Genomic DNA, 22,955 nt, shown 5'->3' with positions numbered 1-22,955 from the left:
CCTCCCATGCCTTTCATCCCGTCCCAGCCCTGCTTATCCGAGCCGCGCCATCTGCTCTGCTTGGGCAATGCCTTGCATGGCGATGACGGCCTGGGACCGGCCCTGGCTCAGGCCTTGTTGGCCGCGCCCCAGCTGCTGCCTGCCGATGTGCGGGTCTACGAGGTCGGCACCCGCGGGCTGGATGCCCTGGCCTTGTTCGAGGGCTGCCGTCAGGTTTTGCTGATCGACGCCAGCGAGCCGCGCGGCCAGCCCGGTCGCATCTGGCAGGGCTCGGCCGCCGATTTGCTGAGCCAGTGGCAGGTCTTGTTCGACTCGGCGCCCACGGATCACGGCGGCGGCCTGGGCTTTTTGTTGCGCGCCGCCGCCAGTCTGGAGGGGGCGCCCGAGGTCGAGGTGATCTTGCTGGAGGCGCAGCAGCTGCGGGCCTTCAGCCCCGGCCTGTCGGCGGCGGTGCAGGCCGCGATGCCGGCGCTGATCGCGCGTGTGCAAGCCGCGCTGGAGCCTGCCTATGTCGTCTGAGCGCAGCAGCAGCGTGCAGGAATTGCAGTGGGAGCTGGAGTACTTGCGCATGGCCAATGCCGCGCTGGAGAGCCAGATCGTGGCCAACTCCGAGCAGATGGACGCCATGCTTGGCGAGCTGGAAGCGCAGCGTAACGCGGCCCTGAAATCGCGCCAGAACGAGAAGAGCCTCAGCAATCACTCCAATCGCGTGCTGGACAGCGCGGGCAGCCTGCTGTTTGTTTTGGACCTGCAAGGCCGGGTCAGTTCGGCCAACAAGGCCAGTCGCGAGGCCCTGGGTTTTGATCACACGGCCCTGGGCCATTTTGTGTTGGATGGCTTTTTGCACCCGCAGGAGCAGGCCCAGCTGCGCGAGGGCTTGCCGGAGTCTCTGCGCCAGGTCGAGTCGCCCCTGCTGGAGCAGGTTCTGCGCAGCCAGCCCTATGAGGCCGAGCTGCGTTTTCTGCACAAGACGGGCGAGCTGCACCTCTACCAGCTGCGCGGCAGCAGCCTGCACTGCCCGCGCGGCAAGCTGGAGGGCGTGGTCATCAGCGCCAACGACATCACGGCCCTGCGCAGCGCCCAGTTGGCGGCCGAGGCCGCCACCGCCGCCAAGGCCAACTTTCTGGCGAATATGAGCCATGAGATCCGCACCCCCATGAACGCGGTGCAAGGTCTGGCGCATCTGCTCAGCAAGACGGCCCTGGACAAGCGGCAAAGCAACTATCTGATGAAGATTCGGCAGTCCGCCGACCATCTGCTGGGCATCATCAACGACATCCTGGACTTCTCCAAGATTGAGGCTGGCAAGCTGAGCCTGGAGTCGACCGATCTTTCGCTGGAGAAGCTGCTCAACGACACCGCCGACCTGATGGCCGAGCGCCTGCGGGCCAAGAATCTGGAGCTGGTGTTTGACTGCGATAACGAAGTCCCCGACGGTCTGCGCGGCGACTCCTTGCGGCTCTCGCAAGTGCTCTTGAACTTCATCTCCAATGCGATCAAGTTCACCGAGCGCGGGCAGATCGTCGTGCGCGTGAATCTGATGGAGCGCAGCGAGCGCGGCCTCTTGCTGCGCTTTGGCGTGCAGGACACCGGCATCGGCATGAGCGAGGAGCAGGTGCAGCGCATGTTCCAGCCCTTCAGCCAGGCCGACAGTTCCACCACCCGCAAATTCGGCGGCACCGGCCTGGGCCTGGCCATCAGCAAAAACCTGGCCGAGTTGATGGACGGCGAGGTCGGCGTGCAAAGCCAGTTAGGACGGGGCAGCTATTTCTGGTTCACCGCCTGGCTGGGCCTGGCCGACCAGGACCGACCCTTGCGCGGCCGGGCCTTGCCGCAGTTCGAGGGCAAGAAGGCCTTGGTGGTGGACGATAACGATGTGGCCCGCCTGGCCCTGTGCCAGATGTTGCTGGAGCTGGGCTTCATCCCGCAGGAAGCGGCCTCGGGCGATGAGGCCCTGGCGGCTCTGGAGAATCGCCGCCTGCAACGCCCCGATCTGGTGGTGATGGACTGGCAAATGCCTGGCCTGGACGGCTTGCAAACGGCGGCGCGCCTGCGCCTGCCGCCCTGGCGCCTGGATGCGCCGATTCTGCTGGTTACCAGCTATGCGCCAGATGATTTGGCCGCCGATGCGCAGCGCTCCAGCGTCAACGAGATCCTGGCCAAGCCGGTCAGCCTGGCCCGTTTGCGCGAAATTTTGAACGAGTTGATGAGCGTGCGTGCGCCGCGCGCCGCCGGGCCCGCGCCCAATCCTCAGCCAGTCGCCCTGGATGTGGCCGGTCTGACCGCCCATCTGCGCGGTGCTCGCATCTTGCTGGTGGAGGACAACGAGCTCAATCAGATGGTGGCGACCGAGTTGCTGCAGGAGTTTTTGTGCGAGATCGAGGTCGCGGCCAATGGCGCCATCGCCCTGGAAATGCTGGAAGAAACGCGAGCCGGCAAGCGGCGCGCCTACCAGGTTGTGTTGATGGATATGCAGATGCCGGTGATGGACGGCCTCACCGCCACCTTGAAGATTCGCGCCGAACCCTTCTTCGACCGCCTGCCCGTCATCGCCATGACGGCCAATGCCATGGACGAAGACCGGCAGCGCTGCGAGCGGGTGGGTATGAATGATTTCGTCAGCAAGCCCATCGAGCCCGAGGTGCTGGAACGCGCTTTGCAAAGATGGGTGCCCCCCATGCCTGCCGCCCTGGCGGAAAAACCGATCGCCCCGCCGCCAGCCAGCCCTGCGCAGGCGCCGCTGCCGCCACAGGGCGATCTGGCCCTGCTGCAGAGCTGGAACGGGGTGGTGGGCCTGGACGTGGCCAGCGCCCTGCCGCGCATGGGCGGCAATGCCTCGACCTACATCCGCTTTCTCCGTAAGCTGGCCCAGGCCGAAGCGGATTGCACCGCCCGCATCCGCGCGGCTTTGGCGGCGGGCGAGGCCGAGCAGGCCCGCCTACACGCGCACAGCGCCAAGGGCGGGGCGGCCAATCTGGCCGTCAAGGTCCTGGCCAATGCCGCGGCCAAGATCGAGCAAATCATCGTCGATGGCGATAGCGGCTCGCCCGCCCTGGAGCGGGCCATGCAGCAGTTCGACCAATGCCTGGCCGTGCTGCGGCGCACGGTGGGAGAGGCGGCCGAGAGTCAGGCCGCGCCGACGACTTAGAAGCGGTATTCCAAACCGAAAGTCAGCAGATTCACATCGTTACGGGTGAAGCGCAGGTACTCCAGCTTGGCGCCGAAACGAGGGGTGAAGGCATAGGCCAGGCCCAGGCCGGCGGTGGGTTCGGTGAGTTTGTAGTTTGGCTTGAGGTTGGTGCCCGTGCTCATGCTGGTGCGACCGGTGCCGAGTCGACCGTAGACGCTGAACTTGTCGCTCACCGGCAGGCCAGCCAACAGGGCCACGCCGATATGGTCCTCGGGGTAGTAGCCGGGATTGTTCTCAAACAGATTGGCGAAAAGCTCGAAGCTCAGCGTGCGGCTGAAGGCCTCGACGGCGAAGTTTTCATTGAAGCGATAGCCGGCGTTAAAGCCCAGTGAGGGGCTAGCGCTGGTCTTGTATTCGCTCGAAGCGCCACTGGCGTAGCCCACGGTGGCGCCGACGTAAATTCCCGACGCGTCCTTGGGCTCGGCGGCCCAGGCACTTGCCGCGCAGGCCAGCAAGCTCAGCGCCACGGCCTTGGCTTTGAAGGATGATTGGACGGACATTTTTTTACTCTCCCTGTTGTGATGCCCGCGCACTCTAGCATCGGGAAATTGGCTCTCTCCCCGTTTTGCACCGGTGTTTTCTGGCACTTTGCACCATGGGCAGGAAGGCAGCCAAGGGTCTTCACCAGGGCAGTGACTTTCGACCCCGGTGCTGACCTCGTTCAGAATCGCGGCACCGTAAAAATCATGACTTCCATGTCCCACTCCATGACACGTAAAACACCGGGCACGGGCCCGCACGCTCTGGCGCTCGCCGTTGCCGCCCTGCTGATGCCGCTGAGCCTAGTTGCCCAGGAAGCGCCGTCGGCCACCCCCGCTTCGGCGCCCGCAGGCGCCGCCCGCCCGGCGGCCGCGCCCGATGCGCAAGACCCCAAGCCTTTTGACAAGGTCATCACCGCCGATGCCAAGTCCCAGCAAGGCCTGTTCAATTTGCACAAGGTCAAGGGCAAGCTTTACTTCGAGATCCCCAAAGCCTTGCTGGACAAGCCCTTGCTGATGGTGGCCACGGCCACCGCCGTGCCGGCCAATGTGGACCATGTGGGCAAGGCCCTGAACGAAGACGTGGTGCGCTTTGTGCAGCAGGGCAATAAGGTCTATTTCCAGGCCGTGTCCTATAACTTCGCGGCCGACCCGAACCGCCCCATCGCCAGCGCGGTCGAGGCCTCGCAGCGCGACACCGTGCTCGGCAGCTTCCCCATCGAAGCCTTTGGCAAGAACGGCGCGCCGGTGATCGAGGTGAGCCGTTTGTTCAGCAGCGAGGTGGGTGATTTCTCGGCCCGCGGCATCCTCAAGGGCAGCGGCGTCGACGCCTCGCGCAGCTATGTGGAGGACAGCCGTGCCTTCCCCACCAGCTTGCGCATCGACGCGGTGCAAACCTATGGCTTGATCAACACGCCGCCGGTCTTGCCGCCTGGCCTGCCGCCCGGCTTCAGCCTGCCGCCGCAGCCGCCCAAGAGCGCCAGCGTCAGCATCGCCTACAACATCGTGCAACTGCCCGAGCAGCCCATGCAGGCGCGGGTGATGGATGACCGGGTGGGCTTTTTCAGCATCGCCCGGGTCGACTTTGGCACCGACGCGCATGAGAGCAAGCGCGAGCGCCTGATCACCCGCTGGCGCCTGGAGAAAAAGGACCCGACGGCCGCCCTCAGCGAGCCGGTCAAGCCCATCGTCTGGTACATCGACAAGACCACGCCCACCGCCTTGGTGCCCTACGTCAAGAAGGGCATCGAGGCCTGGAACGTGGCCTTCGAGGCGGCCGGCTTCAAGAACGCGGTGCAGGCTCGCCCCTTCCCGACCAAGGAAGAAGACCCCGAGTTCGACCCCGCCGATGTGCGTTACAGCATCATCCGTTGGGTGCCCTCGCCCATCGCCAATGCCTATGGCCCGCACCTGAGCGACCCGCGCAGCGGCGAGATTCTGAACGCCAATATCGTGATGTATCACAACATCATGCAGCTGCAGCGTGACTGGTACATCACGCAAGCCGGTGCCGTCGATCCGCGTGCCCAGCAGCTGCCCCTGCCCGATGATTTGATGGGCGAGTTGGTGGGTTATGTGGTGACGCATGAGGTGGGCCACTCGCTGGGCTTTCCGCACAATATGAAGGCCAGCTCCACCTACCCGGTGGACAAGCTGCGCGATGCCAAATGGCTGAAGGAAATGGGCCATGTGCCCACCTTGATGGACTACAGCCGCATCAACTATCTGGTCCAGCCCGAGGACAAGATCGACCCGGCGCTGCTGATCCCCAAGATCGGCCCCTACGACATCTTCGCCACCAAATGGGGCTATGCGCCCATCCCCGAGGCCAAGACGGCTGCGGCCGAAAAGCCGGTGCTGGATGCCTGGATCCGTGAGCAGGACAGCAAGCCCTGGCTGCGCTTCACCTCGCCCAAGGGTGAGGGCGAGTATGGCGACACGACCGAGGCAGTTGGCGATGCCGACGCGGTCTACGCCACCACGCTGGGCATCAAAAACCTGCAGCGCATCATCAAGAACCTGCCCAAGATGACGCTCAAGGCCGGCCAGGACGACAAGGCTTTGGAAGAGCTCTACCGCGCCACCTGGGGCCAGTGGGGTCGCGAGCTTGGCCATGTGACGGCTATCGTCGGCGGCTACAGCTTCCACAACAAGCATGGCGAGCAAGCCGGTGCGGTCTACACCCCTGCGACCAAGGCCAAGCAGGCGCAGGCCGTGGCCTTGTTGAATGAGCAGCTGTTCAAGACGCCGAGCTGGTTGTTCGAGCCTGCCATCGTCGAGCGCGTGCGCCCGCAAGAGCCGGCCAATCAACTCCTGGCCGCTCAGCGCAACACCTTGCGTGCCCTGCTGGACCGTAGCCGCATCGCGCGTCTGCAGGCCCAGGAAGCGGCCGCGGCCGAGGGCAAGGCCTACCGTGTCGATGAGCTGTTAGCCGATTTGCGCGGCGGCATCTTCACTGAGCTGCAAGGCGCTGGCGCCAAGATCACGGCACCGCGCCGCAATCTGCAGCGGGCCTATATCGAGCAGCTGGGCGAGCGCCTGGTGGCCGCCGGTGGCACGGGCACGGACGATAGCAAGCCGGCGATCCGCGCCGAGCTGAAGACGCTCAAGAGCTTGTTCGCTGGCAAGGCCGCCAGCACGGGCCTGGACCGCAGCGCACGCGCTCAGGCCGATGAGTTGCTGGACTTGGTCAACCGCGCGCTGGACCCGCGTGGTCTGCCGGCTGCTTCGGCTGCTGCGCCCCTGAGCCTGCCCGGCCGAGGCTTAGCCGATGAGCATGGCAGCGGCCATCAGCACGATGAAAGCTGCTGGCCTGGCGCAGGTCTGCGCTAAAAGGAAAAAAGGACGGCGGCTGCCGTCCTTGATGCAAGTGTGAGATGAGGTCCCGGCCTAGGCCTGGGGCCTCATTCCTTTTTGGCGATCGCTTCGCCGACCTTGTCCACGGCCTGCTTGGTCTTCTCGACCGCGGCACCGGCGACTTCGCTGCTCTTGTCCACCGCCTTGCCCACCACCTCGGCGGTTTTGTCACCGGCCTTGCTGAGGGCCTCGCCGGCCTCATGCGCCAGCTCGGTGGCGCTTTCCACCGCCGTGTGCGTGGCCTCCTTGGTGTGATCCCAGGCGCTGCTGGCGGCGGCCTGGGCCTTGTCGCCCAGCTCACCCGCCGCTTCGGCCACGGCCTTGCCGGCCTCGGTGACCGCGGCACCGGCTTCCTGCGCCGCTCCCTTGACCTTGTTCCACAGATCCGACATGGCTTTCCTCCGTCTGTTGATGAATGAGTTGCTGGCCAAGCTCGGCAGAGCGCCGAGCCTGTACTCATTCTGCGCGTGGGCTATGACAAATGCTCAGACCATTTTTGGCTGAGCTCTCCAGCTTTTGCCCCCCTTGGACGTGACATAGTTCGCCGCTGGCTTGTGCAGCCCCCTGGGATAGATGGTGGGCTCGGCTGAGTTGAAACGCAAAATAGGGACTCGACTTTTGTTCAGGCCTTTGCAACGGAATGGTCGCCTTCGGGCGGCGTGCCGAACCCTATGCTCGCCATGTTGTATCAGCGAACGAAACAAAGCCTGATTGCCTTTATGCAGGAGGGCTGCCAGCACACGGCGGACCCCAGCCTGCAGCGCAAGGCCGTACAGGTCAATATCGGCGTGCTGATGATGCAGGCCACGGTGCTGGTCTTTCTGCTCTTCTTTCTTGGCGTGGGCAATGAAGGCCTGATTCTTTCCGGCTTGGTGCAGATCCCCTGGTCCTTGGCGACCCTTGTTGCCGTCAACCGCGCACAGCATGCCGGCCATCTGAATCTGGCGCGCTGGTTCTTGTTGCTGGGCGTGATGGCCGATGCGGCCTCGGCGCTGATGCTGGCCCAGGGCCAGGTCATAGGCATCCATTTTTACTATCTGCTGTTTGCCATCGTTCCCACGGTGTTCTTCCCCGCCAGCAAATGGCGCGAAGCCTTGTTGCTGTCGGGATTGAATCTGGCCATGTTCGCCTTCTTCGAGTTGCACGACTGGACGCCGCATCCGGCCATGCTGACCCTTTCAGCCGAGACGGTGCATGCCATGCGGGTGGTGATGGTGATTTCCTGCGTGCTCATCGTCGCCTTTCTGATGATTCAGGCCGAGTACTCGGCCGTGAAAAAAGAGGCGGAGTTGCAGCGCATGGCCAGCACCGATTCGCTGACCCAGCTGCCCAATCTGCGTGCCTTCCGGCAGAACTACAGCCGCGAGGTGGCACGCGCCCGGCGCGAGGACAGCCCGCTGATCGTGGGCATGCTCGATGTGGACCATTTCAAGCGCATCAACGATGCCTACGGCCATCCCATGGGCGACCATGTCTTGCGCCTGCTGGCTCAGGTCTTGAGCGAGCAGCTGCGCGCCAGCGATCTGGTGGCGCGGGTGGGCGGCGAGGAGTTCGCCTTGCTGATGCCGCAAACCGAGCTGGAGCAGGCCCAGCTGATCTGCGAGCGCTTGCGCATCACCGTGTCACGGCATCGCTTTGGCACCGTCAGCCAGCCCCTGGCTATCAGCGTCAGCATAGGCCTGGCCAGGCTGGAGGCCGCCGACGATGAGGAGCAGGTGCTGCGTGCCGCCGACAAGGCGCTCTACCAGGCCAAGAACGAGGGCCGCAACCGGGTGGTGCTGTACCGGCCGGGGTTTGTGCAGGCGCCGGTCTGAATTCAGACCCGGCCAGGGTCTCAGCCCTTTCGCACCGGCACCCGCATATCGTCCAGATAGTCCTGCTTGATATTGACCGTGCTCTTCACGCCCAGCGCGTCGAAGTGATGGGTCAACCAGGTCTTGGCGTGTTGGCGGCCCAGCTGATGCAGGGTGGTGATCAAGCCCGCATCGGTGGAGCTCTTGGTGGACGCCGCGAAGGCGTCGAGTGCCTCGCCGCCGTCGATGCGGTGCATCAACACATCCTTGTAGTGCGCGGGGTCCAGCTTGCCCTCGGCGATCAGACGTTTGACGAAGTCGACGGCGCGCATCTCGGCGATCAGGCCGGCGTTGAAGGTGACCTCGTTGAGCCGGTCCATGATTTGCGCGCTGGTGGTGGGCAATTCTTCGCGGCGTATCGGGTTGATCTGAATCAGCAGGATGTCGCGGCCCTGGCAGTTGTAGATCAGCGGGTGGATGGCCGGGTTGCCCGAGTAGCCCCCGTCCCAGAAGTGGTCGCCCTCGATCTCCACCGCCTTGAACAAGGTGGGCAGGCAGGCCGAGGCCATCACCGCATCCACGCTCAGGCGCTTGCCGGAAAAGACCTCGGCCTTGCCGTTCTTGACCCGGGTGGCGACGACGAAGACCTTGGGCGCCTCCAGGCGCGCCAAGGCCTCGAAGTCGATCTGCTCGGCCACAAAGCTGCGCAGGGGGTTGATGTCAAAAGGGTTGGCCTGGTAGGGCGAGAGCGTGCTGGACCAAAAGCTGTTCATCGCGTTGATCCACAGCGAGGCCGGTGAGTTCTCGCTGGCGCAGGGGCCGAACAAGAAGGCAAAGGGCGCGCGTTGCGCCTCGCTGAGCGTATTGCTCAGCGCGCCCATGGCGACGATGCCGTCCCAGAACTTTTTCAGCGATTCGCGTGCGGCATCGCGCGGATCGGCCTGGCCTTTGGCATGGGCCTGGGCAAAGCCATGGGCCAGGGCGACCGCATTCATGGCCCCTGCGCTGGTGCCACTGATGCCCTCAAAGCCGATACGACCATCCTCCAGCAAGGCGTCCAAGACGCCCCAGGTGAAGGCGCCATGGGAGCCGCCACCTTGCAGGGCGAGGTTGATGCTGTGAGCGCTAGCAGTGTTCATGGCGATGGCGTGTGGTGGGCTTGGGCCATTGTGAGCCCTTGGCGCGGGACGAGCGCCGGGCCGCCCCAAGCCGGCTCGCAATGGCGATGGCTTGCCAGTCGAACTGGCAAGCAGCGCCGTCCCCTCGGGGGACCGGCCAGGCACGCCCGCGTTCAGCGGGGCGAGATTGGACGAGGGGTCAAGCGTTCAGTCTCCAAAAATGACCGGCTTGCGCTGCGCCACCCAGCCTTCCAGCTTGGGGCCGTAGACCTCGTCGATGCGATTGCGTTTGACCTTGAAGGTGGGGGTGATGAAGCCGTTGTCCACCGTCCAGGGCTGGCGTATCACCACCACGCAGTCCATCTGCTCATGCGGGTCCAGCTTGGCGTTGATATCGTCCAGATGGGCGGACAAGGCCTTGCTCAAAGCGGCCTGCTCGGCCTCGCTCTGGCTGTGCGCCGCGGCATTGGGCGAGAGCATCACGATGCCCACCGGCTGGCCCATATTCGCGCCGGCCACCACGCAGGCTTCCACGGCGGGGAACTCGCCCAGGCGGTCCTCGATGGGGGCCGGCGCCACATACTTGCCCTTGCTGGTCTTGAACAAATCCTTCACCCGGCCGGTGATGCGCAAAAGGCCTTGGGCATCGATCTGGCCCTTGTCGCCGGTGCGCAGCCAGCCGTCTTCGGTGAAGGTCTCGGCGCTCAGCTTGGGCTCTTTGTAATAGCCCATCATCACCGCCGGGCTGCGCATCTGCAGCTCGCCGTTCTCGGGCGCGATGCGGGCTTCCACGCCGGCGTAAGTGGGGCCGACGGTGCCGGTCTGGTTCTGACCCGGCAGGGTGATATTGCTGACGGCCAGGTTCTCCGTCATGCCATAGCCCTCGTTGATGGGCAGGCCCAGGCGGCGGTACCAATCCAGCAAGGCCACCGGCATAGGGGCTGCGCCGCCGGCGGCGATGCGGCATTGATCCAGGCCCAAGGCCTTCTTGATCTTGCGCCGCACCAGGCCGCCGATGATGGGGAGAGACAGCAGCAAGGCCAGCTTGTGCTCTGGCATCTTGGCCTGCACGCCTTGCTGGAACTTCACCCACAGGCGCGGCACCGAGAAGAAGATGGTCGGCCTGGCGCGTTGCAAATCGTTGGCAAAGCTGTCCAGGCTGTCGGCAAAGTAGACCGAGAAGCCGGTGTGCAGCCAGCCATGCTCGACCAGCACCCGCTCCACCACATGGGCCAGGGGCAGATAGGACAGCATGCGGTCCTCTTGGCTCATGGGGATGCGCTTGAGCGCCGCGCTCATGGCCCAGGCGAAGGCGCCAAAGCTGTGCATCACGCCCTTGGGTGCGCCGGTCGTGCCCGAGGTGTAGATCAGGGTGGCCAGCTCATCGGCCTGGCGCATGGGCTCGCCCTGCAGCGGCTGGTTGCGGGCGCAGATGGCGTCCCAGCCTTCGTAGTCCTGCAAAGCCTCGGCCGGAGACAGCGGGTAGCTGAAGCACTGCATGCCTGCGGGCAGGCCGGGCTTCATGCCGGCCCAGCCGTCCAGCTTGCCGATGAAGCAGGCCCTGGCCTCGCTATGTGTCAGGATCTGCCGAATCGTCTCCGGCGCCAGCGTCGGGTAGAGCGGCACGGACACATAGCCGGCCAGCCAGATGGCCAGATCGCTCATCAGCCACCAGGCGCAGTTCTTGGACAGGATGGCGACCTTGGCGCCGGGCTCCCAGCCCTGGGCCTGGCCCAGGGTCTGCAGATGGCTGGCCATGCGGCGCACCTGGTCGCTGACCTGGGCCCAGGTGAATTCCTGTACCTGGGCCCCGCCCATGGGCTGGGTCAGGGCGACGCGTGTCGGAGCTTGGCGCTCCCAGTGATAAAAGCGCTGCAGGGCCAGACTGTCGGCGGCGATGGTGGGCATGAGGTCTTGTCTCCGGGGTCTGTTTTTGTCGAATCGGCTCGCGCCGCAAGCCTAGCAAGTCCCGGCAGGCGGCAAGAGCGGGTAAATGGGGGGATGGGCTTCGATTAGAGCCGCCCCTCGAACAGACGAGAAGCCAGCCGGGGGCGCTAAACGCCTGCGCTTTGATCTGACTCAAGCCTGGCGGCGGCAGGTTTCCCAGCGCGAGATATTCCCTTTTCACCCGCGGGCTTGATAGGCGGCGTGGGGCTGGGGCCCTTGAGGAGGAGTGGGCGTCTTCGCCCGCTCAATTTCCAAGGAGTTGCGCCATGAACTTGCCTCGCCCCATGCTGTCCCTCGGGTCAAGTCCGGCGAAAGCGCTCGCCAAGCCACCAGCGCTGCCGCCTTGGTGTCAGGCACTAGTCCGCTGCCTGGCGGCCATGAGCCACCCCAGCCCCAGGCTTTGATTCAGCGCTGGGGGCCGGGCGGCGGGCCGAGCCGGCTTACTCGGCCTCGGCGGCTTGCAAGGCGGCCAGGGCGGCGCCGACGGCGTCCGCATCCAGCTTCAGCTCGGCGCTCAGGGGCAGCTCGGCCAGGGCGCTTGTGCCCTCGCGCTTCAGGCGCGCCACCCACTGACCGGCGGCGCGGCCCTCGGCAAAGCCCTGGCTTTGCAGCAGCAGCGTGCCATCGGCGGCATTGAGCTTGAAGTAGAACTGGCCGTCGGCCTCGCGGTACTGCTTGAACACCGGCAGGGCGGCCTTGGCCACCTTGGCCTTGGCGGCCACCTGGGGGGCGGCGATGAAGCTGCGCAGGCCCACGGCCTCGCGGGCACGGGCCAGCAGGGGGCCGGCCAGCTTGCGGGCCTTGGCCGCGCCTTCTTGCAGAATCGCCTCGATGCGCTCCGGGTGGGCCATCAGCTCGGCATAACGGGCACGCATGGGGCCGATCTGTCCTTCGATCAAGTCAAACAGCTGCTGCTTGGCCTCGCCCCAGGCCAGGCCGGCGCGCAGGGCGGCGCGGAACTCGCTGCGCTGCTCGGCGCTGGCGAAGGCGTCGTAAATCGTCACCAGGGCCTGACCTTCGGGCTCCTTGGGCTCGCCGGGCAGCTTGGAGTCGGTGACGATGCGGGCAATCGCTTCCTTCAGCGCCTTGGCGCCGCCTTCGAACAGCGGGATGCTGTTGTCATAGCTCTTGCTCATCTTGCGGCCGTCTAGGCCGGGCAGCTGGGCCACGTCTTCCTCGATATTGGCCTCGGGCAGGACGAAGAACTCGGTGCCGCCGCCGAACTGGTGGTTGAAGCGCTGGGCCACATCGCGAGCCATCTCGATGTGCTGGACCTGGTCGCGGCCTACCGGCACGCGGTGGGCGTTGAAGATCAGGATGTCGGCCGCCATCAGGATGGGGTAGCTGTACAGGCCCATGGTCACGCCCGCGTCCAGGTCTTCACCGGCCGCGGCATTGGCGTCGGTGGCGGCCTTGTAGGCATGGGCGCGGTTCATCTGGCCCTTGGAGGTCAGGCAGGTCAAGAGCCAGGTCAGCTCAGGGATCTCGGGGATGTCGCTCTGGCGGTAGAAGGTGACGCGCGAGGTGTCCAGGCCGGCGGCCAGCCAGGTGGCGGCAATTTCCAGGCGCGAACGGGCGATACGGGCCGGGTCATCGCACTTGATCAGGGCGTGATAGTCGGCCATGAAGAAGAAGCTCTCCACGCCGTCTTCCCGGCTGGCCGCGATGGCGGGCCGGATCGCGCCGACGAAATTGCCGAGGTGCAGGGTGCCGGTGGTGGTGATGCCGGTCAGAACGCGTTGGGTCATGGTGGGTCTGGCTGCTGCTTTGCTTGAGATCGGGCGGTCGCCCTGTCAGCCCGCATTGTCTCAGCATGTGGACGGCTTGAAATTTCAGCCGGCTGCGATGCAGATTCACGCCGGGCCTGGATTTACCGTCAAGAATCGGGTGTACGTTCCCATTTCAAGGGCTAGGATGTGCGCCACCCCGCCCTTCAATGCTGTGGTGGCTCTTTGCGCCCTTTGTGCCTTTTTGCCTAGCGCGCCCGGGCCGCCACGATTTGGGAGTTCCATGACCGCCCTGATCCTGATTGGTTCTGGACTCAACGCCCTCTTGGGCTTGGCCTTGCTGATGTTGTGGCGCCAAGCGCCGCAGCACCTCTATGTGCGCTATTGGGGCTGGAGCTGGATCTTGCTGTCGGGCGCTTTGTCCCTGGGCCTGGGCCTATTGCCCGATCAGGACGGTAGTGTTTTTCACAAGCTGATGGTGGGCTCGGCGGCGGCCTTTGCCATGGGCTCCATGGCCTTGCGCACGGCGGGTGCACGCATCTACCGCCAGCTGCCCTGGGAGCGCCGCGTCTGGCTGCCGCTTTATCTGGCCATGATGGGCAGCCTGATGTGGCTGGCCGAGCTGGATCACCGTTATGCCGTGCTGGCCGCCTCCATCTATCTGGCCATCGGCGCCTGGCAATGCGCTTGGTGGATAGGCCGGGGCGGCGATTCGGGCGAACGCTTTGTGGCCCTGTGTTTTGTCGCCGCCGGTTTCGTCCACGGGCTGACGCCCGCGTTCGATCCCCTGGGCCGCTCGGCCGTGCCCCATGTGGCGGGCCTGTTCGTGCAGACCACGCTGTCCCTGGGCCTGATCCTGCTGTCGGTCAAACGCGCCCATGGTCAGGCGCGCCAGCAGGCCCAGCGCTTCAGCCTGCTGGCGCAGAACTCCTTGCAAGGCTTGGCGGTGGTGCAGCAGCGGCATCTGGTCTATGCCAATCCGGCGGCCTTGAAGATCTATGGCTTTGCCAGCTTGGAAGAGGCGACGCGGCCGGGCGTGTTCGAGCAGCTGCTGCCGCCCGAGCAGCAGGAGGAAGTGCTGGCCCGCAACCGCCTGGTGCTGGCCGACCCGCGTGCCCGGGTGGAATGGCAGGCCACCCGCCTGACCCGGGATGGGCGGCAGATCCATGTGCACGGCCTGTCCAGCCATACCGACTGGGATGGCCAGCCAGCCGAGCTGATGGTGATGATCGACGACAGCTCCCGCCAATCCGCGCTGGACGCCTTGCGCCGCCAGGCCCTGCATGACGAGCTGACCGATCTGCCCAATCGCAATTTCGCGGTCGAACGCCTGCACCAACTCACCTACACCGGCGCCGCGCCCTTCGCTATTCTGTCGGCCGATCTGGACCGCTTTCAGCTGGTCAACGAGAGCCTGGGCCATGAGGTCGGGGATGCCTTGCTGCAGGCCGTGGCCCAGCGCCTGTGCCAGGAGCTGCCTGTCAACGCGACGCTCGCGCGCCTGGGTGAAGACCAATTCCTGGTGCTGCTGGAGGGCGTTGCCGAGCGCGCCGAGGTGCAGGCGGCGGTGGAGGCCATGCTGGCGCTCTTGCACACGCCATTTCTGGTGCAGGGGGCGGAACTCTTCGTGCATATGTCGGTCGGCGTGGCCCAGTTCCCACGCGATGGGCGCGACGCCAACAGCCTGCTGCGCGCGGGTGACGCCGCGATGCGCAGGGCCAAGGCCAGGGCCGGCATTTCCTATGTTTTCTTTGAGTCCAGCATGAAGAGCGACTCGCGCTCTCGGCTGGAGGTGGAGCAGGCCATAGGCCACGCCATCGTGCAGCGCCAGTTCGTGCTGGAGTACCAGCCCAAGTTCCTGGCCCACAGCCGCCAGCTCTGCGGCTTCGAGGCCCTGGTGCGCTGGGAGCGGCCGGGCCAGGGCCGGGTCAGCCCGGCGGACTTTGTGCCGGCGGCCGAACGCACCGGCCAGATCCACGCCCTGGGCGCCTTGATTCTGGACATGGTGATGGCGCAGATGCGCAGCTGGCTGGACCGCCACGGCCGTTTTCTGCCGGTGGCCGTCAATGTCTCGCCGGTGCAGTTCGAGGACGGCGGCTTTGCCACCGGCCTGCTGGGCGAGCTGAAGGCACGCGCCTTGCCACCGGAGCTGATGGAGATCGAGATCACCGAGACGGCCGCCATCGCCCACCTCGACCAGGTCATGCCCCAGCTCAGCCTCTTGCGCGGCGCCGGCGTGCTGTGCGCGCTGGACGATTTCGGCACCGGCCAGTCCTCGCTGACCATGTTGCGTCAGCTGCCCATCTCCACGATGAAGCTGGACCGCAGCATGATCGCCCCCCTGCCCGAGTCCAATGCCCGCGCCGTCGTGCAGGTGACTTGCGCCCTGGGCCAGGCGCTCAAGCTGGACATCGTGGCCGAGGGCGTGGAGACCGAGGTGCAAGCCCAGGCCGCCGAAAGCCTGGGTTGCACCCAGCTGCAAGGCTATTACCTCGGCCGCCCCCTGCCGGTGGCCAAGGCCCAGGCCTTGCTGGACGATTGGGCGGCCTCGCTGGCGCCTGTGCCCAGCGAATCCGGCCGGACTTGAGTGCCCGCCCCGGCCTGGCGGCCCCACCCTTTTGGGCGGGCATCGCCGCCCGCGCTTTACGCGTAGCATGCCGCTCCAAGACAAAGACTGGGGGCTGGGATGGGGTTGTTGGGTGGAGTCATTGGGTTGCTATTGGGCGCCGTGCTCGGCGGTGTGCCGGGCGCCTTGCTGCTAGGCCTGCTGGGCGGCGTCGGCGGCTATGCCTGGGCCAAACGCGGCGCTGAGGCCTCGGGCCAGCGGGCGGCGGACGCTTCGCAAACCCAGATCGCCATTGCCGAGCTGCGCGCCCTGGTGCAGACCCTGGAGCGCCGCCTTTCCAAGGCCGAGACCGAGCTGCGCAGCTTGCGCCAGCAGATGCAAGCAGGGTCGGCGCCGGCCGCGAGTGGCGAAAGCGCTTCGCCGAAGCCCGTGCAGGCTCCCAGCACCGCCAGCCCCGCGGTTCCGGCCAAGGTGCCTGCCCCTCCCAGCGTGACCCTTCCTGTGGTTGCCGCCACACCGGCAGTGGCAAAGGCTGAGGTTAATGCCGAAGCCAAAGCCGAGATCGACCTGCCCCTGCCGCTGGAGCTGCCACCATCGCCTCCGGTTCAGCCCCGGCCCGTGCGCCCGCCTGCAGTTCCGCCCGTGCCGGCCAAGCCCTTGCGCGAACGTCTGCCCGCGCCCATCGCCAATCTGATCTGGGGTGGCAACACCCTGGTCAAGATCGGCGTCTTCATCCTCTTCCTGGGCTTTGTTTTCCTGCTGCGCTATACGGCCGAGCGGGTCACCGTGCCCATCGAGCTGCGCTATGCCGGTGTGGCCTTGGCCGGTGCCGCCATCCTGGCCCTGGGCTGGTGGCTGCGGGAGCGTCGGCGCGACTACGCCCTGTCCTTGCAAGGCATGGGCGTGGGGGTGTTTTACCTGACCTGCCTGGCGGCCGTGAAGATGCATGGCCTGATCGCCCCCGAGGCCGGCTTCGGCCTGCTGGCCCTGGTTGCCATGCTGGGCGCTGCCCTGGCCGTGCTGCAAAACGCGCCGGTGCTGGCCATCATCGCCGCGCTGGAGGGCTTTGCCTCGCCGGTGTTGATGTCCACCGGCAGCAACCGGCCGGTGCCGCTCTTCCTCTACCTGACGATTCTGGACCTGGGCATTTTCGCCATCGCCTGGTTCAAGGCCTGGCGGGTGCTGAACCTGATCGGCTTTGTGGGCACCTTTGCCCTCGCCGCCGGCTGGGCCGACAAGTACTACAGCCCCGATCAATACGGCATTGCCCAGCCCTTTTTGATCTTGTTCTTCCTGCTGTTCGCCTTGATCGGCCTGCTGTTTGCGCGCCGCACCCTGGCCGAAAGCCAGGTCGGGGCCTCGCCGCTGCAAGCGCTGAAGGCCGTGGGCCGGGTGGACAGCGCCCTGGTCTTCGGCACGCCCATCACCGCCTTCGGCCTGCAGTACCTGCTGAGCAAGGAATGGCACAACGGCCCGGCCTTCTCGGCCTTGGGGCTGGCAGCGTTTTATTTGTTGCTTGCCCGCCTGGTGTTCCAGCGTCAAAAGGGTGGTTTGTCCTTGCTGGCCGAGGCCTATGCCATCGTGGCCGGCATCTTCGTCACGCTCGCGATTCCGCTGGGCCTGGAAGGCCAGTGGACCAGCGCGGCCTGGGCGGTTGAAGGCGCGGGCATGTTCTGGCTGGGTGCGCGCCAGCAGCGGCCGTACGCGCGCCTGCTGGCCCTGCTGGTCTTGTTCGGTGCGGCCTTCAAGCTGCTGGGCGCGACGGTTGTGGACCTCACGCCGGGCACGCCCTTGTTGATGGGTTCGCTCATCGGGCCCATCCTTTTGAGCCTGAGCGCGCTGGTGGTGTGGGCCTTGCATCGCCGCCTGCCCGAGGCCGAGCGGGCCTCGGCGCTGCAGCGGCCGCTGGGTCTTTTGGCCCTGTGGCTGGGCGTCGGTGCCGGCCTGATGCTGCCCTGGCAGCTCTTGTCGCCGCCTTTTGCAGCGGTGGCCACGGCCTTGCTGGCCCTGCCCTTGCAATACCTGTGGCAGCAGCGGGGCTTGGCGGAGTTCCTGCCCTTGAGCCATGTCCTGCGTCTGCTGGCGGTGGGCAGCTTTTTGTTCACCCTGCATAGGCCGGTCGATGCGGGTGCCGAGGCGGCCGCCTTGGCCAGCGGCTGGCGCGGTGCGCTCGCGGCCGGCCTGATCGCGCTGAGCATTCTGGGCGGCGCCCTGTGGAGCATGCTGGCGCAGCGCCGCGTCTGGCTGGCCGCGCAGCAGGCCGCGCAATGGAGCTGGGCTCAGCAGCTGGGTCTGGCCGGTGGCCTGGCCTTGTTGCATCTGGCCACCCTGTTCGGCCTGGGCTGGAATGAGGCGGCGATTCTGTGGCCGCTGACGGCCGTGGGCGTGCTGGCCTTGAGCCTGCGCATGAGCCATAGCGCCACGGCCTGGCTGGCCCTGGCCTTGCCGGTGTCGGCCCTGGGCTTTTTGCTGATGGACTGGCCCAGCCCGGCACAGCAGGCCGCCCATCGCCTCTTCTACGCCTTGCTGGCGCTCGGCCTGGGCTTGCTGGCTCAGGCGTGGCTGATGGCGGGCGAGCGGCATCACAAGCGCCCGCCCGGCTGGGCCAACCTCTGGACGAGGCAGCAGCCCCTGCCCTGGCTGCTGCCCGGCTGGGGCCTGGCCGCCTGGCTGCTGGCCTGGCATCTGGAAGGCTGGCGCATGCTGAGCCTGGCCGCGCCCGAGGGCGATTGGGCCCTGGCTCTGGATGTGGGGCTGATCCTGTGCAGCTCGGTTCTCGCGAGTTGGATCGCGCGGCGGCGCGACTGGCCCGAGCTGGGCGCCATCACGGCGGCCACCGTGCCGGGCCTGATGGTGGCGGCCCTGGCCTACGGCGGCGAGCTGCCTTCGCAACACTGGGGTTGGCTGCTGTGGCCGCTGGCTCTGGTCTGGCATCTGCGCCTGCTGCGCGAGCTGCCGCGCTGGCTCGACGCCCGCCTGTGTGCCGGCGTGCATGTGCTGGGCTTCTGGTTCTTTGCCGCCCTGGCCATGCTGGAGGCGGGGCGCCGTGCAGGCTTGGTGTTTGGCGAGACTTCCGGCTGGACCGTGGCCGCTTGGGCCGCCGTGCCGGCGCTCCTGGCCTGGGCCTTGAGCCGCCCCGCCTTGCAAGCCCGCTGGCCGCTGCAAGCTTGGCGCCAGACTTATCTGGAACTGGCCATGGCACCCGTGGCTGCTTTGTTGATGCTGTGGCTGTGGCTGGGCAATGTGCTTTGCGAGGGCTCGGCCGCGCCCCTGCCCTATCTGCCCCTGCTCAACCCGCTGGAGCTGGCTCAGGCGCTGAGCTTGGCCGCTTTGTTGGCTTGGTGGCGGGCCCTGTACGGGGCCTTGAGGCCAGAGGTGCAGGCCCTGCTGGCTGCCACGGCCCTGGCCTTGATCACCGGCCTGGTGCTGCGCAGCGTCCATCATCTGGCGGGCGTGGCTTGGGACTGGGACGCGCTGTGGGCCTCGCGTCTGGCGCAGGCGGCGGTGTCCATCGTCTGGGCCTTGTGCGGGGTGCTGGCCATGGTCTGGGGCAATCGCCGCCAGACCCGTGCGACCTGGGCCGCAGGCGCGGTGCTGCTGGGCGTGGTGGTGGCCAAGCTCTTGCTGGTGGAGATGGCGGACCGCGGCGGCCTTTACCGCATCGTGTCCTTCATCGGTGTCGGCGTGTTGATCCTGGTGGTGGGTTACTTTGCGCCGGTGCCGGGCAAGGTTGTTGAGAACAAGGAGCAAGCGGCATGAAGCGTTGGTTGTCGCTTGTTTGCTTGGCTGGCTTGCCAGCCTTTGCGCACGAGGTGCCGGTGCTCTTGCAGGGCCATGGGCCTTACTACCGCCTGGAATTGCCGCTGAGCATCTACCAGGGCGTGACCGACCCGTCCCTGAGCGATTTGCGCCTGCGCAATGCGGCGGGGCGGGACATGCCTTTCGCCTGGCTGGACCCCTGGACCGACACGGCGCTGGAGACCGCTCAAAGAAAAAGTTATCTGCTGCCTCAGTTCAGCCTGCCGCGTCAGCCCAAGGCGGGGGCCGACACCCTGGGCCTGCGCGTGGGCAAGGACGGCCGCCTGAGCCTGATCGCGCTGGGCGAGCCCGCGCCTGCAGGCGCCGACCTGATCTTCGACGCCTCCCGGGTGCAGGGCGAATTTCTGCAAGCGACGTTTGAGCTGGCGCCCGAGGTCGAGGGCTTGTTCGCCTACCAGCTGGAAGGCAGCGAGGACCTCAAGACCTGGCAGGTCTTGACGGGGACGGAGCAGCTGGCGCGCCTGCGCAGTGGCGCTGCCCAGATCGAGCGCCTGCAGCTGGACCTGCAAGGCCGCAAGTCTCGCTATCTGCGCCTGCGCTGGCTGGACCCCGCCAAGAGCGCGCGCCTGCAAGCCCTGCGCATCGACGCCGTGCAAAGCGCCCAAGCCCTGCCCGCCCTGCAATGGTCGGCCCCCATCGCGCCCAGCAGCTGCGGCCCGCAGAGCTGCGACTACCCCCTGCCCGGCCCCTTGCCCCTGCACGCTGTGCGCATCGAGTTGCAGGAGCCCAATGTGCTGGCGCCGGTGACGCTGAGCGGCCTGCGCTCCAGCTATACCGTAACGCCCACCTTGCGCGGCCACAGCCGCAACCCACTCTATGCCCTGCGCCACAAAGAGGCGCAGAGCTGGACCGTGCCCGAGCAAGAAGAAGGCCTGGCCAGCAGCATGGCCTATCGCATCCAGCATGGCGGCGCCGAGACCAGCACCCCCGATCTGGTCCTGGACGGCCCCAGCTTTCACACCCTGCGCCTGCGCACAAGCGCCGGCCCCATCAGCCAGCTGGGCGCGCGCCCGCCCCTGCTGAAAGTAGCCAGCCAGACCCGCAGCCTGCTCTTGCTGGCCAGCGGGCCCGGGCCTTATGCCCTGAGCTGGCAGCGGCCAGTCGAGCCGGGTGCGGCCAATGCTTCAGTGCCAAGCGGCCTGCCGCTTAGCCTGGCCAGCCTGGTGCCGGGCGACGCTGCCGCCGGCCCCGCCGCCCTGCGCACCGCAGGTCAGGCCAGCCTGGACTGGGCGCATGTGCGCATGAATCCGCCCAAGCCCGCGGCTTCTTCGGCCCCCAAGGCGAAGGACCCGCAGGCGAGTGCCAAGCCGCAGCGCGCCTGGCTGTGGGCGGCCTTGGGGCTCGCTGTATTGATCTTGGGCGGGATGGTGGTTTCATTGCTGCGCAGCATGCGAAGGGAAAAGGCGCCTGGGGGGCAGGCGACAAGCCAGATTGTGTGAATTCATTGCCGAGTTAGGCAAAGGAATATCGTCTGCTGCCTAGCGCGGGTTTGAGCACGTTTCCAGTGCGGTGAATTCAGCGGATTGGGCGTGTCTCAATCGCGTGCTTAAATCTCGCGCACAAATCGTTAACGAATTGCCGAAAACAAAGTTGAGCATCAGACATGAAGCGGCTACACCTTTCAAAGGTTCCCGAAAAGCTTCACTCGCTCGTCGAGCTTGCTGAGCGTTTCGGTGTCGCCGATGACCGAGGTCGCGAGCTCGTACGAAGGTCCGCCACTCCAGAAGAGCTCCAGCACCTTCGTGAGTCGGTTCGTCGGCACGACGATGAACTCGATGCATGGTTGGCAGGCACGGAATCGTTTGGGCCGGCCTACTCCGACGAGTACATCGCTTTCAGTGCCATGCGCATGACGGCGGACGGCGCGTGATGCTCAACCGAACATTGCAGCGGACCTGCGCCAGCTCCGCTGGCTGGTCCGCTGAACTTTGACGTTGGGCCTGACAGTAGTCATCCCTGGCGCGCTTGCACTTTCAACGGCCAAGCTCACTGTTCGAGCCCGCAGCCCCCTCAGAATCACGGACTCTCCTCGCCTTCCCGCTCTCCCCGAAGGCGAAACCCCAAGACTCAATCGCACGAACCACAATGAAAACTGAAGTGCTGCTACTTACCGGCCTACTTGTCGCGCTGGGCCCTTTCTTGCTTTGGTCGGCTTATCAGATTCAATTCAACAAGCGAGTTGACCTCGTGCGATTCGGTTCAGGCCCACTTCCCGGAGCCGCCTTTCTTAGGCGTCAGTTCGCCGCCGTTCACTTCTTCCATGGCGCGACTTGTCTGTTGGCAGGGACATTCATGTTCGTCACAGACAGTGCCGCCCCCGGAATCTGGGTATTTGCAGGTGTCTCCTGCGCCTTGGCCGTAAAGCGTCAACTACTGATCCGCGCCATAGAAATCAAGGCGACAAAGGCCGCCGCAGAGTGAGGCATCACCCGCGCGGTGACTCAATCCCCACCCAACCCCCTTCGGTATACCGCTCCCCCGCCACGGCGCCGGGTTTAAACAAATCGTCCAGGGTCTGAACCTGCACAGGATTCAGGTTCAAAGAGCCCGCCGCCCAATTGCTGCCCAGGTGCTTTTGCCGCCTTGTGCCGGGGATGACCAAGGCATGGGGCTGTTTAGCCAAGATCCAGGCCAGCGCCAACTGGGAGGCTTGTCCTGCCAGGCCCCAGTCCTCGGCCAGTTCGGCCAGGCGTTGAGCCAGGGCGCGGTTTTGTTCACCGGCTTCGCCATTGAAGCGGGGCAAGACGCGACGGAAGTCGTTCGCGGCCAAGGCATCGCTCGCAGGCAGGGCTGCACTGAGAAGGGCGCGGCCCAGGGGGCTGTAGGCCACGAAGGCGACGCCCAAGCGAGCGGTGGCGGGCAGCATCTGTGCTTCGGCACCACGCTCCCACAAGGAGTACTCGCTTTGCAGGGCCGCCACCGGATGCACGGCATGGGCGCGTTCCAAGGTTTCCAGGCTGACTTCGGAGAGGCCGATACCGCCTATCTTGCCCTCACGCTTGAGCTCGGCCAGCGTTTGCATCACCGCCTCGATGGGCTGAGCCGGGTCGCGCCTGTGCACGTAGTAGAGCCCGATCTGTTCCACCCCCAGGCGTTGCAACGAAGCCTCACACGCGCTGCGGATGTAGGCCGGGGAGTTGTCGATGTGGCGCTCGTAGGTGCCGGGCGGGCGCTTGATGCCGAACTTCGTCGCGATGCAGAGTTCGGCTCTTTGGGCCGGGCTCAGCTGGGCCAAAAAGCGCCCAAGCAATTGCTCGTTATGGCCGCTGCCATAGGTGTCGGCCGTGTCGAAGTGGCGCAGGCCCAGTTCGCGGGCGGCATGCAAGGTGGCCAACGATTCGGCGTCGTCGCTCACGCCGTAGAACTCGCTCATGCCCATGCAACCCAGGCCAAGGGCGGGGAGCTTGTGGCCAGCCAAATGGCGCAGGGCGGGGGTGGTTTTGTTCATGGAAAACTCCTG

General features: G+C 66.0%; 15 protein-coding genes. 9 read left to right on the top strand and 6 right to left on the bottom strand.

What is annotated here, in order from left to right:
* The first annotated feature begins 6 nt into the window (after nucleotides 1–6).
* Together DBR47_RS09695 and DBR47_RS09690 are read left to right on the top strand one after the other, a co-directional pair.
* Nucleotides 7–519 carry a hydrogenase maturation protease gene (locus DBR47_RS09695; RefSeq protein WP_124449380.1) on the top strand — a complete coding sequence of 171 codons (513 nt, stop codon included), beginning with the start codon at nucleotides 7–9 and terminating at the stop codon, nucleotides 517–519.
* Entirely contained in the window at nucleotides 509–3,148 is a 2,640-nt protein-coding gene (locus DBR47_RS09690; protein WP_124449378.1) for a response regulator, read from the top strand. The genes DBR47_RS09695 and DBR47_RS09690 overlap by 11 nt, the downstream gene beginning before the upstream one ends.
* Here DBR47_RS09690 and DBR47_RS09685 read toward each other — a convergent pair.
* Nucleotides 3,145–3,690: a porin family protein gene (locus tag DBR47_RS09685; RefSeq protein ID WP_124449376.1), complete on the bottom strand. Its 546-nt coding sequence runs from the start codon at nucleotides 3,688–3,690 to the stop codon at nucleotides 3,145–3,147. The genes DBR47_RS09690 and DBR47_RS09685 overlap by 4 nt on opposite strands.
* Before the next feature lie 186 nt (nucleotides 3,691–3,876).
* On the opposite strand from DBR47_RS09685, the gene DBR47_RS09680 reads away from it, so the two are divergent.
* Nucleotides 3,877–6,501, top strand: a complete 2,625-nt coding sequence (locus DBR47_RS09680) for a zinc-dependent metalloprotease (protein WP_231512220.1) — start codon at nucleotides 3,877–3,879, stop codon at nucleotides 6,499–6,501.
* Nucleotides 6,502–6,572: 71 nt separating this feature from the next.
* Here the strand turns inward: DBR47_RS09680 and DBR47_RS09675 are convergent, their stop codons facing one another.
* Nucleotides 6,573–6,917: a hypothetical protein gene (locus DBR47_RS09675; RefSeq protein ID WP_124449372.1), complete on the bottom strand. Its 345-nt coding sequence runs from the start codon at nucleotides 6,915–6,917 to the stop codon at nucleotides 6,573–6,575.
* A 288-nt stretch (nucleotides 6,918–7,205) separates the two neighbouring features.
* Between DBR47_RS09675 and DBR47_RS09670 the strand changes: the two genes are divergently transcribed.
* The gene (locus DBR47_RS09670) at nucleotides 7,206–8,339 is read left to right on the top strand and encodes a GGDEF domain-containing protein (RefSeq protein ID WP_197046968.1); all 1,134 of its coding nucleotides are present in this window, start codon (nucleotides 7,206–7,208) and stop codon (nucleotides 8,337–8,339) included.
* A gap of 20 nt (nucleotides 8,340–8,359) precedes the next feature.
* Here DBR47_RS09670 and DBR47_RS09665 read toward each other — a convergent pair whose 3' ends face one another.
* The 3 genes from DBR47_RS09665 to DBR47_RS09655 all read right to left on the bottom strand — a co-directional run bounded on the left by DBR47_RS09665 (nucleotide 8,360) and on the right by DBR47_RS09655 (nucleotide 13,131).
* Entirely contained in the window at nucleotides 8,360–9,457 is a 1,098-nt protein-coding gene (locus DBR47_RS09665) for a patatin-like phospholipase family protein (protein ID WP_124449368.1), read from the bottom strand.
* A gap of 186 nt (nucleotides 9,458–9,643) precedes the next feature.
* Complete coding sequence (locus DBR47_RS09660) at nucleotides 9,644–11,344, bottom strand: AMP-binding protein (protein ID WP_124449366.1); 1,701 nt, start codon at nucleotides 11,342–11,344, stop codon at nucleotides 9,644–9,646.
* Nucleotides 11,345–11,823: 479 nt separating this feature from the next.
* Entirely contained in the window at nucleotides 11,824–13,131 is a 1,308-nt protein-coding gene (locus DBR47_RS09655) for a tryptophan--tRNA ligase (protein ID WP_124449364.1), read from the bottom strand.
* A gap of 262 nt (nucleotides 13,132–13,393) precedes the next feature.
* Here DBR47_RS09655 and DBR47_RS09650 point away from each other — a divergent pair, with 262 nt between their 5' ends.
* From DBR47_RS09650 to DBR47_RS09630, 5 genes are all read left to right on the top strand, one after another.
* Nucleotides 13,394–15,697, top strand: a complete 2,304-nt coding sequence (locus DBR47_RS09650; protein ID WP_197046967.1) for a bifunctional diguanylate cyclase/phosphodiesterase — start codon at nucleotides 13,394–13,396, stop codon at nucleotides 15,695–15,697.
* 126 nt (nucleotides 15,698–15,823) lie between these two features.
* Nucleotides 15,824–19,435, top strand: a complete 3,612-nt coding sequence (locus tag DBR47_RS09645) for a DUF2339 domain-containing protein (protein WP_231512219.1) — start codon at nucleotides 15,824–15,826, stop codon at nucleotides 19,433–19,435.
* Nucleotides 19,432–20,934, top strand: a complete 1,503-nt coding sequence (locus tag DBR47_RS09640; RefSeq protein WP_124449357.1) for a DUF3999 family protein — start codon at nucleotides 19,432–19,434, stop codon at nucleotides 20,932–20,934. The genes DBR47_RS09645 and DBR47_RS09640 overlap by 4 nt, the downstream gene beginning before the upstream one ends.
* A gap of 164 nt (nucleotides 20,935–21,098) precedes the next feature.
* The gene (locus DBR47_RS09635) at nucleotides 21,099–21,365 is read left to right on the top strand and encodes a hypothetical protein (RefSeq protein WP_124449355.1); all 267 of its coding nucleotides are present in this window, start codon (nucleotides 21,099–21,101) and stop codon (nucleotides 21,363–21,365) included.
* Nucleotides 21,366–21,580: 215 nt separating this feature from the next.
* Nucleotides 21,581–21,916 carry a hypothetical protein gene (locus tag DBR47_RS09630; protein ID WP_124449353.1) on the top strand — a complete coding sequence of 112 codons (336 nt, stop codon included), beginning with the start codon at nucleotides 21,581–21,583 and terminating at the stop codon, nucleotides 21,914–21,916.
* 4 nt (nucleotides 21,917–21,920) lie between these two features.
* Here the strand turns inward: DBR47_RS09630 and DBR47_RS09625 are convergent, their stop codons facing one another.
* Nucleotides 21,921–22,943, bottom strand: a complete 1,023-nt coding sequence (locus DBR47_RS09625; RefSeq protein ID WP_124449351.1) for an aldo/keto reductase — start codon at nucleotides 22,941–22,943, stop codon at nucleotides 21,921–21,923.
* Between the last annotated feature and the right edge of the window lie 12 nt (nucleotides 22,944–22,955).

Source organism: Paucibacter sp. KBW04, from assembly GCF_003852425.1.
GTDB lineage: Bacteria > Pseudomonadota > Gammaproteobacteria > Burkholderiales > Burkholderiaceae_C > Paucibacter_A.
The sequence above is the reverse complement of the archived record's forward strand: the minus strand, read 5'-3'. Positions and strand labels throughout refer to the sequence as shown.